The sequence below is a fragment of the Pseudomonas putida genome (assembly GCF_004357765.1).
Taxonomy (GTDB): domain Bacteria; phylum Pseudomonadota; class Gammaproteobacteria; order Pseudomonadales; family Pseudomonadaceae; genus Aquipseudomonas; species Aquipseudomonas putida_U.
Map to the genome: position 1 here is coordinate 16,743 of NZ_SMTE01000010.1, position 13,505 is coordinate 30,247.

At 64.6% G+C, this 13,505-nt stretch carries 12 protein-coding genes; 3 read left to right on the plus strand and 9 right to left on the minus strand.

From position 1 onward, the window contains the following. The 9 genes from E2H86_RS15940 to E2H86_RS15990 all read right to left on the minus strand — a co-directional run bounded on the left by E2H86_RS15940 (window position 1) and on the right by E2H86_RS15990 (window position 8,462). Entirely contained in the window at window positions 1-1,278 is a 1,278-nt protein-coding gene (locus E2H86_RS15940; protein WP_133329504.1) for a Zn-dependent hydrolase, read from the minus strand. Between the two features lie 152 nt (window positions 1,279-1,430). Continuing rightward, window positions 1,431-2,126 carry an ABC transporter ATP-binding protein gene (locus E2H86_RS15950; protein ID WP_133329506.1) on the minus strand — a complete coding sequence of 232 codons (696 nt, stop codon included), beginning with the start codon at window positions 2,124-2,126 and terminating at the stop codon, window positions 1,431-1,433. Continuing rightward, window positions 2,126-2,878 (minus strand): ABC transporter ATP-binding protein, encoded by a 753-nt coding sequence (locus E2H86_RS15955; RefSeq protein ID WP_133329508.1) that lies wholly within the window; start codon window positions 2,876-2,878, stop codon window positions 2,126-2,128. The genes E2H86_RS15950 and E2H86_RS15955 overlap by 1 nt, the downstream gene beginning before the upstream one ends. Next, window positions 2,878-3,897: a branched-chain amino acid ABC transporter permease gene (locus tag E2H86_RS15960; RefSeq protein ID WP_133329510.1), complete on the minus strand. Its 1,020-nt coding sequence runs from the start codon at window positions 3,895-3,897 to the stop codon at window positions 2,878-2,880. Before E2H86_RS15960 ends, E2H86_RS15955 begins: the two co-directional genes overlap by 1 nt. Before the next feature lie 2 nt (window positions 3,898-3,899). Further along, on the minus strand, window positions 3,900-4,760 hold the full coding sequence (locus tag E2H86_RS15965) for a branched-chain amino acid ABC transporter permease (RefSeq protein ID WP_133329512.1): 861 nt from the start codon (window positions 4,758-4,760) through the stop codon (window positions 3,900-3,902). A 65-nt stretch (window positions 4,761-4,825) separates the two neighbouring features. Then, complete coding sequence (locus E2H86_RS15970) at window positions 4,826-6,028, minus strand: ABC transporter substrate-binding protein (protein WP_133329514.1); 1,203 nt, start codon at window positions 6,026-6,028, stop codon at window positions 4,826-4,828. A gap of 89 nt (window positions 6,029-6,117) precedes the next feature. Beyond that, window positions 6,118-6,882 carry a FadR/GntR family transcriptional regulator gene (locus E2H86_RS15975; RefSeq protein ID WP_133329516.1) on the minus strand — a complete coding sequence of 255 codons (765 nt, stop codon included), beginning with the start codon at window positions 6,880-6,882 and terminating at the stop codon, window positions 6,118-6,120. A gap of 235 nt (window positions 6,883-7,117) precedes the next feature. Beyond that, window positions 7,118-7,348: a PP0621 family protein gene (locus tag E2H86_RS15985; RefSeq protein ID WP_133329518.1), complete on the minus strand. Its 231-nt coding sequence runs from the start codon at window positions 7,346-7,348 to the stop codon at window positions 7,118-7,120. A gap of 94 nt (window positions 7,349-7,442) precedes the next feature. Then, complete coding sequence (locus E2H86_RS15990; protein ID WP_133329520.1) at window positions 7,443-8,462, minus strand: outer membrane protein assembly factor BamD; 1,020 nt, start codon at window positions 8,460-8,462, stop codon at window positions 7,443-7,445. Window positions 8,463-8,609: 147 nt separating this feature from the next. Between E2H86_RS15990 and rluD the strand changes: the two genes are divergently transcribed. The 3 genes from rluD (at window position 8,610) to clpB (ending at window position 13,124) form a co-directional block, all read left to right on the plus strand. Then, the gene (gene rluD, locus E2H86_RS15995) at window positions 8,610-9,572 is read left to right on the plus strand and encodes a 23S rRNA pseudouridine(1911/1915/1917) synthase RluD (protein WP_133329522.1); all 963 of its coding nucleotides are present in this window, start codon (window positions 8,610-8,612) and stop codon (window positions 9,570-9,572) included. After that, entirely contained in the window at window positions 9,569-10,309 is a 741-nt protein-coding gene (gene pgeF, locus E2H86_RS16000; RefSeq protein ID WP_133329524.1) for a peptidoglycan editing factor PgeF, read from the plus strand. The genes rluD and pgeF overlap by 4 nt, the downstream gene beginning before the upstream one ends. A 250-nt stretch (window positions 10,310-10,559) precedes the next feature. Continuing rightward, entirely contained in the window at window positions 10,560-13,124 is a 2,565-nt protein-coding gene (gene clpB / locus E2H86_RS16005) for an ATP-dependent chaperone ClpB (protein ID WP_133329526.1), read from the plus strand. The last annotated feature ends 381 nt before the right edge of the window (window positions 13,125-13,505 follow it).

Below are 13,505 nucleotides of genomic sequence, written 5' to 3' on the forward strand. Positions count from 1 at the left end.
TCAAAGGGCTCCGGGGTTGGCGGCCTGGACCATGGCGCGTAGCAGCACGTCGCAGCCATCGGCCAGGTCCTGTGGCGCGGCGTTCTCGATTTCGTTGTGACTGATGCCGCCCTCGCAGGGCACGAAGATCATGCCCGCCGGGCCCAACTCGGCGAGGAAGATCGCGTCGTGGCCGGCGCCGCTGACGATGTCCATGTGGCTCAGACCCAGGGCACGGGCGCCCTGGCGTACCGCATCGACGCATTGCTCGGCGAAATACAGCGGCGGGAAGTCGGCCGTTGGTGTCAGCTCATAGCGCAACCCGTGCCGGGTCGTGGCGGCTTCGATGGCTTCGCGCACTTCCCTGACCATGGCGGCGAGGTGCTCGGGGTCGAGATGGCGCAGGTCGATGGTCATCTGCACCTGGCCCGGGATGACGTTACGCGAGCCTGGGTGCAGGGTCAGACAGCCGACAGTGCCGCAGGCGTGGGGCTGATGCCCATGGGCCACACGGTTGACCGCCGCGACCACCTCGGCGGCACCGACCAAGGCGTCCTTGCGCAGGTGCATCGGGGTCGGGCCGGCATGGGCCTCGACACCGGTCAGCACCAGGTCGAACCACTTCTGCCCAAGGCAGCCCTGAACCACGCCGATGGTGGTGTGCTGGTCCTCGAGCACCGGGCCCTGTTCGATATGCGCCTCGAAGTAGGCGCCCACGGCATGCCCGGTGGGTACGCGTGGCCCGGCGTAGCCGATGCGCGCCAGTTCCGTGCCCACCGAAAGGCCTTGGTCGTCGACCTTGTCCAGGGTTTCCTGCAGGCCGAACTTACCGGCGAACACCCCCGAACCCATCATGCAGGGCGGGAAGCGCGAGCCTTCCTCATTGGTCCATACCACCACCTCCAGCGACGCCTCGGTGGTCAGTTGCAGGTCGTTGAGGGTACGCATGACTTCGAGCCCGGCCATGACCCCGTAACAACCGTCGAACTTGCCGCCGGTGGGTTGGGTGTCGATATGGCTGCCGGTCATCACTGGCGCAAGTGCCGGGTTACGGCCTGGGCGGCGGGCGAAGATATTGCCGATGGCGTCGATGCTGACCGTGCAGCCGGCGTCTTCGCACCAACGCACGAACAGGTCGCGGGCCTGGCGGTCGAGGTCGGTCAGGGCCAGGCGGCAGACGCCGCCCTTGGCAGTGGCGCCGAGCTGGGCCAGGTCCATCAGCGACTGCCAGAGGCGTTCGCGGTTGACCAGCGGGCCTTGGCCTAACAGGTGTTGCGCGGGATCGATGCGGGTGTTCATGGTGCGTCTCTCCTGTAGCGATGGTTGTGCTGGGCGGGCCTCTTCGCGGGCAAGCCCGCTCCCACAGATACCCCGCTGTTCTCAGGAACTGTGTTGAACCTGTAGGAGCGGGTTTACCCGCGAAGAGGCCGGCACAGAAAAGCAGGCCGGGATCAGGCGCTCAGAGCCAGATACCGGTTCTTGATGCTCGGATCCTCACGGAACTGCGCCGCGCTGCCCTGGTAGGCCACGCGCCCCTGTTCCAACACGTAATGCCGGTCGGCGAGGGCATCGCAGACCATCAGGTTCTGCTCCACCAACAGGATCGACAGCCCCTCGTCCTTGATCCGCCGCAAGATCTTCACCAGCTCATCGACGATCACCGGCGCCAGGCCCTCGGTCGGCTCGTCGAGGATCAGCAGCTTGGGGTCGTTGAGCAGGGCACGGGCGATGGCCAGCATCTGCTGTTCGCCACCCGACAGTGCGAAGCCGCCGTTGCGCCGGCGCTCCTTGAGTCGCGGGAACATCCCGTAGACGTCTTCCAACTGCCAGCGGCTGTCCTTGCGCACGGCGATCTTGAGGTTCTCCTCCACGCTCAGCTGGCGGAAGATCCCGCGATGCTCCGGTACCAGGGCGATACCTCGTCGGGCGATGTCGAAGATCTCGCGACCGACCAGCGCTTCGCCGTTGAAGGTGATTTGCCCCTGGCGCGGGCGGACGATGCCGAGGATGCTGCGCAAGGTGGTGGTTTTACCGGCGCCGTTGCGCCCGAGCAGGGTCACCAGTTCGCCTGCGCCCACCTTCAGCGAGACGCCTTCGAGCACATGGCTCTTGTCGTAGTAAGAATGGATCGAGTCGACGTCGAGCATCAGGCGGCCTCTCCAAGGTAGGCGGTGCGCACACGTTCATCGTTGCGCACCTGGTCCGGGGTTCCCTCGACCAGGATCTGGCCGTGGCTCATGACGGTGATGCGCTGGCTGATCGACATGACGATGCTCATGTTGTGCTCGATCAATAGCACGGTGTGGTCGCGGCCCAGGTCGCTGATCAGCTCGGTCATCACCGGGATGTCGTCGATGCCCATGCCCGACGTGGGCTCGTCGAGCATCAGCAGGGCCGGTTTGGCGCAGATCGACATGCCCACCTCCAGCACCCGCTGCTGGCCGTGCGACAGCTCGCCGGCGAGGGTCTCGGCGCGGTTGCCGAGCTTGAGCCGTTCGAGCACCTGGTCGGCGGTGTCCCAATGGCTGCGCTTGTGCTCCACGCTGCGCCAGAAGTTCAGCGCGCCCAGGCCGTCGCGGCCCTGGGCGGCCAGCCTCAGGTTCTCGCGCACGCTGAGGTTCTGGAACAGGCTGGTGAGCTGGAACGAGCGCGCCATGCCCAAGGCCACGCGGCCATGGGAGGGCTTGCGAACGATATCCTGGCCGTTGAACAGGATCTTGCCGCCGGTGGCCTGACGCTCGCCGGTCAGGCAATGGAATAGGCTGGTCTTGCCGGCACCGTTGGGGCCGATGACGGTATGGATGGTGCCGGCACGGACCTTGAGGTCGACGCCATCCACCGCACGGAACGGCCCGTAAGCCAGTTCCAGATTGTGGGTCTGCAGCAGGTAGTCGCTCATTACAGGGTCTCCTTGGTCTTGGCGGCGGCCTTGGCCTCTGCCGACCGCGACGGCAGCAGGCGCTTGCTCAGGTCGGCCAGGCCGCCCCACAGGCCACCACGCATGAACACCACCACCAGGATCAGAATCGCCCCCAGCAGCATCAGCCAGCGCGGCCACAGCTCCGACAGCACATCGCCCAGCACCACGATGGCGCCTGCCCCGAGCAGCGAGCCGAACAGCGAGCCGGTGCCGCCGACGATGGTCATGATCAGGATGTTCTCGCTCATCATCAGGTCGATGTTCGACAGCGGCGCGAAGTGCAGCAGCATGGCGTACAGCGCCCCGGCGATCCCGGTGATGGCGCCGGACAGCATGAACACCAGGATCTTGAAGTGGCGCACGTCGTAGCCGATGGCGGCGGCGCGGGTCTCGTTCTCGCGAATGGCCAGCAGGGTGCTGCCGAACGGCGAGCGGATCACCCGCAGGGCTCCGGCGAAGATCAACACGAACAGCACCGCCACGAACGCGTAGAAATGCCGAGGGTCGCTCAGGTCGACCAGCACATGGCCGGCGATCTCGATGTTCGGCCGTGGCACATCGAGCAGGCCGTTGTCGCCGCCGGTCCAGCCGCTGAGGGTGTAGGCCAGGAAATACGCCATCTGGCTGAAGGCCAGGGTCAGCATGACGAAGTAGATGCCTTTGCGGCGGATGGCCAGCGCGCCCACCAGCAGCGCCAGGACGGCGCCGAACAATGCAGCGCCCAGCAGCGCCGCGAACAGGCCCCAGTGCAGATGGATCATCAGCAGCGCCGCGCCGTAGGCGCCCACGCCGAAGAAGATGCCCTGGCCGAAAGACAGCAGGCCGGTGTAGCCGAGCAGCAGGTTGCAGGCCAGTGCGGCCAGGGCGAAGATCAGGATCTCGGTGGCCAGGGTGGCCGACGGCAGCACCAGCGGCAGCGCCACCAGGCTGACGAGCACCAGCAACAGCAGGGCCGGGGCGCGGCCCTTGGCGACCGGCAATGGATTTTTCTCGCTCATCGTCATGCTCTCCCGAACAGGCCATAGGGACGGACCAGGATCACCGCCGCCATGGCGCCGTAGATCATCAGGCTGGCGCCTTGCGGCCAGAGGCTGGTCATCATGCTTTGCACCACGCCCACCAGCAGGCCACCGACCAGGGCGCCGCCGAACGAGCCCATGCCGCCGATCACCACCACCACGAAGGCAATGCCGAGAATCTCCGGCCCCACGAACGGCTGGGCACCGCGGAGCGGGGCGAACAGCACACCGGCGACCCCCGCCAGGCCCACGCCCAGGGCGAAGGTCAACGAGAACAGACGGAAGATGTTGGTGCCCAGCAGCGAGACGGTTTCGGTGCTTTCACTGCCGGCGCGCACCAGGGCGCCGAAGCGCGTACGCTCCAGCAGCAACCACAGCCCCAGGCCGATCAGCGCGGCGAAGCCGATCAGGAACAGGCGGTAGTAGGGATAGATGAAATCGCCGACGATCAGTACGCCACGCAATTCGGGTGGCACGGCGATGTTCTTGCCCACCGGGCCCCAGATCAGCACCGAGGCTTCCTGGATGATCAGCGCGATCCCCAGGGTGACGAGGATCTGGAAGGTGTGCGGCAAGTGATAGATGCGCTTGATCAGCAGCCGCTCCACCGCCCAGGCCAGCGCCGCCACCACCAGCGGGGCGATCAGCAGGGCCAGCCAGAAGTTACCGGTCAGCGCCACGGCGGTGTAGCACAGGTAGGCGCCCAGCAGGAAAAACGCACCATGGGCGAAGTTGACGAAGTTGAGCAGGCCGAAAATGATCGTCAGGCCCACGGCGATGAGGAAGTAGATCATCCCCAGGCCCAGGCCGTTGAGCAGTTGGAACAGGTACAAATCGAGCATGAGCGTGCCCTCGACAGCGCACGGGGCGGCTGCCTGTACAGGTGGTGGTGTCTAGCGCCGTGGCGTCAGGCCAGGGTGCATCCGGTGTGGTCGAGTTCGACGAACGAGCGACCCGAGCTGATGACTTCCGCCAGATCGTCTTCGTCGCGCATCTGGCCTTGGGCCTTGCCCCGCAGCAGGTAGTAATCCTTGAGCACCTGGTGGTCGCCCGGGCGGATCAGCTCCTCGCCGGTCGGGCCCTGGAAGCGCATGCCCTGCAAGGCGGCAGATACCGCGGCGCCGTCCAGGCTGCCGGCCTTGACGATGGCTTCGAGCATCACCTTGGTGCCGATATAGTCGGCGGCCAACGGGTAGTTGGGGTTGATGCCATAGGCTTTTTGCGTGGCGGCGACCAGTTGCTGGTTCAGCGGCGTGTCGACCTGGTGCCAGTACTGGGCGCCGAGGTACGCCCCTTCGAGCATGTCGCTGCCCAGTTCCTGGAACTGGTCGAGCCCTGCCGACCACACCATCAGCACGTGCATGCGGTCCTTGATGCCGAAGTTCACGGCCTGGCGCAGGGCGTTGGAGGCCTGGCTGCCGAAGTTGAGCAGCACCAGCACGTCGGGCTTGGCGGCGATGGCGTTGGTCAGGTATCCGGAAAACTCCTGCTCCTGCAACGAGTGGTAGCTGTTGCCGATGTGCTCGACGCCGAACTCGGCGAACACCTTGCGGGCGTTGTCCAGCAGCGCATCGCCGAACACGTATTGCGGGGTGATGGTGTACCAGCGTTTGGCCTGGGGTAGCTGGCGGATCATCGGTATCAGGGTTTCGCGGATGGCGCCGTAGGTGGGCACAGACCAGCGGAAGGTCGAACTGTTGCAGTCTTTGCCGGTGATCTCGTCGGCACCGACCGGAGTCATGAACACGCCGCCGGCCTTGTGGATTTCCTTCGACACCGCCAGGGCCGAAGAGGACAGGGTGCAGCCTTGGAAGAACCGTGCGCCATCCTGGCCGATCGCCTCCTGCACCTTGCGCACGGCCTTGCCGGCGTTGCCCTCGGTGTCGATGACCTTGTACGTGAGCGGGTGGCCGAGCAACTGCGGGTACTCGGCGATCGCCAGGCGCGAACCCATGTCGGCGTACTTGCCGTAGCTGGCGAAGGCGCCAGACATGGACTTGAGCCCATAGAAGGTCAGCGATTCGTCGGCGAATGCCCGGTGGGCTCCCAGCGGGAGGCTACCGAGGGCACCCAGGGCAAGGCCTGCCTTGAGCAGGGTACGTCTTTGCATGGATAACTCCTTGGTTGTGGTTATTAGGCAGGAGTGGCAATGGCAAAGCAGGTACGGCCGGGCCTGTAAGCAGGCCTCTTTCAGGCACATCAGTGGTCGTGGGCGAACTCCAGCAGGAAGTGACGGGCGACCTCGCCTTCGAGCGCGGTCATGTGGTGCTCGGCGTCGCACATGTGCTCGTGCATCAGCCGGCGCACGGCGGCTTCGTCACCGGCCTGCAGGGCGGTGAGCAAGTGCTTGTGGTAGTCGATGTTGGCTGCGGCGAACTGCTGGCGCTTGGGCAGGTAGGCCTTTTTCAGTACCACCAGATCGCGCAGCAGGTCATTGAGGAAGGTGGCCATGAAGCGCAGCAGCGGGTTGGGGCAGCGGCTGGCCAGCAGGTTGTGGAACTCCAGTTCGGCCAGGCGTTGCTCGCGCTGGCCTTGTTCGCTGTCCTCCGGGGCGCTGCAGAAGTCGATGTTGGCCTGCAGCGCGGCGTAGTCCTCGGCGCTGAGCTTGCCCATCACCGACACCGCCAGCTCCACCTCGATGACCTTGCGCAATTGATACACCTGCTCGCCGTCCAGGTGCTGGAAGTGCAGGTAGTTGCGCAGTGCTCGGCTGGCGGGCTCGGTGCCGACCTCGTTGAGGTAGGCGCCGCCGCTGGGGCCGGTACGGGTGCTGACCAGGCCTTCGACCTCCAGGGCCTTGAGCGCTTCGCGGGCTGTGCCTTTGGAGCATTCGAAGTGCTCCATCAGCTCGCGTTCGGTGGGCAGCCGGTCGCCTGGGTGCAGGGCCTCGGTGACGATCGAGCGCTTGACCGATTCGACGATCACGTCGGACAGCTTCTGGCGCTTGCGTTTGGGTTTGAGCATTTCGCTATTTTTCATATTTATGCGGATAAATAGGATTTAGCGAAAGTAACCCGGTCGGGTCAATGCGACAGGTCGCAAATGATGTGAAAGGGTCGGGGAGGGATATGCGCTGCCGCTGTATGTGGGCGACACGAGTCCATGTAGGAGCGGGTTTATCCGCGACGAAGCCACCGCGGTGGATGGCACGGGCGTTGCCCGTGTTCGCGGGTGAACCCGCTCCCACAAGAAGCTTGTGTCAGCCCTGGCGACCGGGCCCTTGCTCCAGGTGCTTCTGGCTGCAATACCAGTCATCGCCCAGCTTCAGCGCCCGGTCATTGGGGAGGTGCACGCCGCAGTGGGCGCAGCGCACCATCTTCAACGGTGCGTCGAGCTTGGGCTCGGGGTGCGATTGCTGGCTGATCTTGAACTTGCGCCACAGCCATACCGCGGCGGCGATCAGGGCAATCCAGAAAAGTAGGCGAACCATGGTGTCCAGCTTGTCGAAAGGGGGAGCCGACAGTCTAGGGCGCGGCCAATGAAAAAGGGAGGCCCCAGGCCTCCCTTTCTCGCGCTTGGGGGTATCAGTCGAACAGACCGAAGGTCATGTAGCTGAACCAGGAGCGTGGCTTCTCGGCTTCTTTCGGGCCTTCCGGCAGGATCGGGTTGCCGTCCTCGTCCTTGGGCAGCAGCTCGACCGGCATTTCGTCGCGGGCGTCCTGGAACTGCTTGACCACGTCCTGGTTGGCACGGGTTTCACCCGGCGGCAGCGGCGTGTCGGTTTCGATCAGGCCCAGGGTGGCCTTGGACAGCCAGCCACGGCCATCGGATTCGGTCTGCTTGGGCTGGAACTCACCATCGACCAGGCTCGGGTGATCCGGGTAGTTGAGCTTCAGGGTTTCCAGGCTGGTGGCGGCCAGGTCATCCAGGTGCATCTTCTGGTACGACTCGACCATGATCGCCAGGCCATCGCCGACCGACGGGGTTTCCTGGAAGTTCTCGACCACGTAGCGGCCACGGTTGGCGGCGGCGACGTAGGCCTGACGGCTCAGGTAGTAGTCGGCCACGTGGATTTCGTAGGAGGCCAGCAGGTTGCGCAGGTAGATCATGCGCTGCTTGGCGTCCGGCGCGTAGCGGCTGTTGGGGAAGCGGCTGGTCAGCTGGGCGAACTCGTTGTACGAGTCGCGCGCGGCACCTGGGTCACGCTTGGTCATGTCCAGCGGCAGGAAGCGCGCCAGCAGGCCACGGTCCTGGTCGAACGAGGTCAGGCCCTTGAGGTAGTAGGCGTAGTCGACGTTCGGGTGCTGCGGGTGCAGACGGATGAAGCGCTCGGCAGCCGACTTGGCGGCCTCGGGCTCGGAGTTCTTGTAGTTGGCGTAGATCAGCTCCAGCTGCGCCTGGTCGGCGTAGCGGCCGAACGGGTAGCGCGACTCCAGGGCCTTGAGCTTGTTCACGGCGCTGGTGTAGCTGGAATTGTCCAGGTCAGCCTGGGCCTGCTGGTACAGCTCGGCCTCGCTGAGGTTCTCGTCGATGACTTCCTTGTTGGAGGAACAGGCCGCGGTGAGCCCGAGGATGGCGATCAGCAGCAGGTGTTTCACTTGCATAGCGGCTTGCGTCCCTTTGACGGCCGCTGTCTTGGGCGGTGCCGTCCTGTTATGATGACCACCCCGGCTGAGCCCGGGGCAAAAGAAGCCGTATTTAACCACAAGCGCGCAGCCGAAACCAAAGGCTGTGCGCCCGCCGAATCGAGCATGTCCGAGATCATTCAACTTAGCGCAGAGGTACCGTCCGAACTGGGCGGGCAACGCCTCGACCAGGTCGCCGCCCAATTGTTCGCCGAGTATTCGCGTTCGCGGCTTACTTCGTGGATCAAAGAAGGTCGCCTGACGGTCGACGGCGCGGTCCTGCGCCCACGCGACACCGTCCACGGTGGCTCGCTGCTGGCGCTGGACGCCGAGCAGGAAGCCCAGGGCGAGTGGGAGGCCGAGGACATCGAGCTGGACATCGTCTATGAAGACGACCAGATTCTGGTGATCAACAAACCGGCCGGCCTGGTGGTGCACCCGGCTGCCGGGCATGCCAGCGGCACCTTGCTCAACGCGCTGCTGCACCACGTGCCGGACATCGTCAACGTCCCGCGTGCCGGCATCGTGCATCGCCTGGACAAGGACACCACCGGCCTGATGGTGGTGGCCAAGACCCTGCAGGCGCAGACCAACCTGGTCGACCAGCTGCAGAAGCGCTCGGTCAGCCGCATCTATGAATGCATCGTGGTCGGCGTGGTGACTGCCGGCGGCAAGATCGACGCACCGATCGGTCGTCACGGCGGCATGCGCCAGCGCATGGCGGTGACCGACGGCGGCAAGCCTGCGATCAGCCACTACCGGGTGCTCAAGCGCTTCCGTTCGCACACCCACGTGCGGGTCAAGCTGGAAACCGGGCGTACCCACCAGATCCGTGTACACATGGCCCACGTCGGCTTCCCGCTGGTCGGCGACCAGACCTACGGTGGCCGCTTCCGCATTCCACCAGCGGCCAGTCAGACCATGGTCCAGGCGGTCAAGACCTTCCCGCGCCAGGCGCTGCATGCGCGCTTCCTGGCGCTGGTGCACCCGACCACCGGTGAACGCATGGAGTGGGAATCGCCACTGCCCGACGACTTCGTCTGGTTGCTGTCGCTGCTCAGCCAGGACCGCGAGAGCTTCATCGGATGAGCGGCCTGACCCAGGCCCTGCTGTTTCCCGACTGGCCGGCCCCGGCCTCGGTGCGGGCCTGTGTCACCACCCGCGAGGGCGGCGTCAGCCTGCCCCCTTATCAATCCTTCAATCTCGGCGACCACGTAGGCGACGACCCTGCCGCAGTCGCCGAGAACCGCCGCCGCTTGAGCAGCGAATTCGCCATCCAGCCGGCCTGGCTCAAGCAGGTGCATGGCCTGGTGGTGGCGGATGCCGACCCCCGCGTGGTGGCCGAAGCCGACGCCAGCTGGACCGACCAGCCCGGTATCGCCTGCACCGTGATGACTGCCGATTGCCTGCCGGCGCTGTTCTGCGACCGTGCCGGTACCCGTGTTGCCGCAGCCCATGCCGGTTGGCGGGGTTTGGCCGGTGGCGTGCTGGAAGCCACCCTTGACCGGCTGGCGCTGGCGCCTGAAGAGGTGCTGGTATGGCTGGGGCCGGCCATCGGGCCCAAGGCCTTCGAGGTCGGGCTGGAAGTGCGCGATGCCTTTACCGCTGTCCACCCGGAGGCCGCCAATGCTTTCGTCGACGGGGCGCAGCCTGGCAAGTTAATGGCCGACATCTATGAGCTGGCGCGGATTCGCCTGGCGGCGCGTGGGGTGACGGCTGTTTATGGGGGCGGGTTCTGCACGGTCAGTGATCCGCGCTTCTTCTCCTATCGCCGGACTCCGCAAGGGGGGCGGTTCGCTTCCTTGGTGTGGCTGGAGCCGCGTTGAGTCAGTAGCGGCCCTTTCGCGGGGCAAGCCCGCTCCCACAGGTCCCCCGCCTGATCAGAATCCAGTGAGGCTTTCTGTGGGAGCGGGCTTGCCCGCGAAAGGCCCAGCACCAATCTCTCAGGTTGACCCTGGTCAAACCCACTACGCTTGAATCTTCCAGAATCAACCTCATCTATTGGTCATCTCTGGCAGGTTTCTACATCACAGGCGCTGTCCATCGCTCCGACCTGCCCTAATAGGAAGGTATCCCATGCGAATAGACCGTTTGACCAGCAAGCTGCAACTGGCGTTATCCGACTCCCAATCCCTGGCGGTGGGCATGGACCACCCGGCCATCGAACCGCTGCACCTGCTGCAGGCCCTGATCGACCAGCAAGGAGGTTCGATCAAGCCGCTGCTGATGCAGGTCGGCTTCGACATCAACGGCCTGCGCCAGGCGTTGACCAAGGAATTGGACCAACTGCCGAAAATCCAGAACCCCACCGGCGACGTGAACATGTCGCAGGACCTTGCGCGTCTGCTCAACCAGGCCGACCGCCTGGCCCAGCAGAAAGGCGACCAGTTCATTTCCAGCGAACTGGTGCTGCTCGCCGCCATGGACGAGAACAGCAAGGTCGGTAAATTGCTGCTCGGCCAGGGCGTGAGCAAGAAGGCCCTGGAAAACGCCATCAACAACCTGCGTGGCGGCGCGGCGGTCAACGACCCCAACGCCGAAGAGTCGCGCCAGGCCTTGGACAAATACACCGTCGACCTGACCAAGCGCGCCGAGGAGGGCAAGCTCGACCCGGTGATCGGCCGTGACGACGAAATCCGCCGCACTGTCCAGGTGCTGCAACGCCGGACCAAGAACAACCCGGTGCTGATCGGTGAGCCCGGCGTCGGCAAGACCGCCATCGCCGAAGGCCTGGCCCAGCGCATCATCAATGGCGAAGTGCCCGACGGCCTGAAGGGCAAGCGCCTGCTGGCGCTGGACATGGGTGCACTGATCGCCGGTGCCAAGTACCGTGGCGAGTTCGAAGAGCGCTTGAAAGGCCTGCTCAACGAGCTGTCCAAGCAGGAAGGCCAGATCATCCTGTTCATCGACGAGCTGCACACCATGGTCGGCGCCGGCAAAGGCGAGGGCGCCATGGATGCCGGCAACATGCTCAAGCCGGCGCTGGCCCGCGGCGAACTGCACTGCGTCGGTGCCACCACCCTCAACGAGTATCGCCAGTTCATCGAGAAGGACGCCGCCCTCGAGCGCCGCTTCCAGAAGGTGCTGGTCGAGGAGCCGAGCGAGGAAGACACCATCGCCATCCTGCGCGGCCTGAAAGAGCGTTATGAAGTGCACCACAAGGTGGCCATCACCGACGGCGCGATTATCGCCGCCGCCAAGCTCAGCCACCGCTACATCACCGACCGCCAGCTGCCGGACAAGGCCATCGACCTGATCGACGAAGCGGCCAGCCGCATCCGCATGGAGATCGACTCCAAGCCGGAGGTGCTCGATCGCCTCGACCGTCGCCTGATCCAGCTCAAGGTGGAGTCCCAGGCGCTGAAGAAGGAAGAAGACGAGGCCGCCAAGAAGCGCCTGGAAAAACTCACCGAGGAAATCGAGCGCCTGGAGCGCGAGTATTCCGACCTGGAAGAGATCTGGGCGTCGGAAAAAGCCGAGGTACAGGGCTCTGCGCAGATCCAGCAAAAGATCGAGCAGGCCCGCCAGGAGCTGGAAGCTGCCCGGCGCAAAGGCGACCTCAGCCGCATGGCCGAGCTGCAGTATGGCGTGATTCCGGACCTGGAGCGCAGCCTGCAGATGGTCGATCAGCACGGCAAGACCGATAACCAGTTGCTGCGCAACAAGGTGACCGAGGAAGAAATCGCCGAAGTCGTGTCGAAGTGGACCGGTATTCCGGTCTCCAAGATGCTCGAAGGCGAGCGCGAAAAGCTGCTGAAGATGGAAGAGCTGTTGCACCAGCGCGTGATCGGCCAAGGCGAGGCCGTCACGGCCGTGGCCAACGCCGTGCGCCGCTCGCGTGCCGGCTTGTCCGACCCGAACCGCCCCAGTGGTTCGTTCCTGTTCCTCGGCCCGACCGGTGTGGGCAAGACCGAACTGTGCAAGGCCCTGGCCGAGTTCCTGTTCGACACCGAGGAGGCCATGGTGCGGATCGACATGTCCGAGTTCATGGAGAAACACTCGGTGGCGCGCCTGATCGGCGCCCCACCAGGCTACGTGGGTTACGAGGAGGGCGGTTACCTCACCGAGGCCGTGCGCCGCAAACCGTATTCGGTGGTGCTGCTGGACGAGGTGGAAAAAGCCCACCCAGACGTGTTCAACGTGCTGCTGCAAGTGCTTGAGGACGGCCGCCTGACCGACAGCCATGGGCGCACCGTGGACTTCCGCAACACGGTGATTGTGATGACGTCCAACCTGGGCTCGGCGCAGATCCAGGAGCTGGTCGGCGATCGCGAAGCGCAACGCGCCGCGGTGATGGATGCCGTGGGCTCGCATTTCCGTCCGGAGTTCATCAACCGGATCGACGAAGTGGTGGTATTCGAGCCACTGGGCCGCGAGCAGATCGCCGGCATCACCGAAATCCAGCTCGGCCGCCTGCGCAGCCGCCTGGCCGAACGCGAGCTGGCGTTGAGCCTGAGCCCGGAGGCCTTGGACAAGCTGATCGCCGTGGGTTACGACCCGGTGTACGGCGCACGGCCGCTGAAGCGGGCGATCCAGCGTTGGATCGAGAACCCGCTGGCGCAGTTGATCCTGGCTGGCAAGTTCATGCCGGGCACGGCGATCACGGCGAAGGTGGAAGGGGACGACATTGTCTTCGAGTGATCGGTTGTCGCCGCTGTGACCGAAAGCCCCGCATCCGCGGGGCTTTTTTTGCATGAAGCTGCACCGGCCCTTTCGCGGGCAAGCCCGCTCCCACAGGTAAGATGTAGATTTCAGCGGCTGCGGTGCACCTGTGGGAGCGGGCTTGCCCGCGAAAGGGCCGGCCCAGACCCCGCAAAATCTGGCCTTTCCGGCACCTCCAGATAACCTGCTGAAAATTTTGAAATTTTTGCTTGCATCTAAAATCGAGTGCCCCTAATATACGCCCCGCTGTCAGGCACTAAGCGAATCACCAGCAACATCGGCGATCGCAAAACAACTTACAAATCAGTAAGTTGAATGAAAAAAAGTGGTTGACAAGCAAAACGAAGAATGTAGAATAGC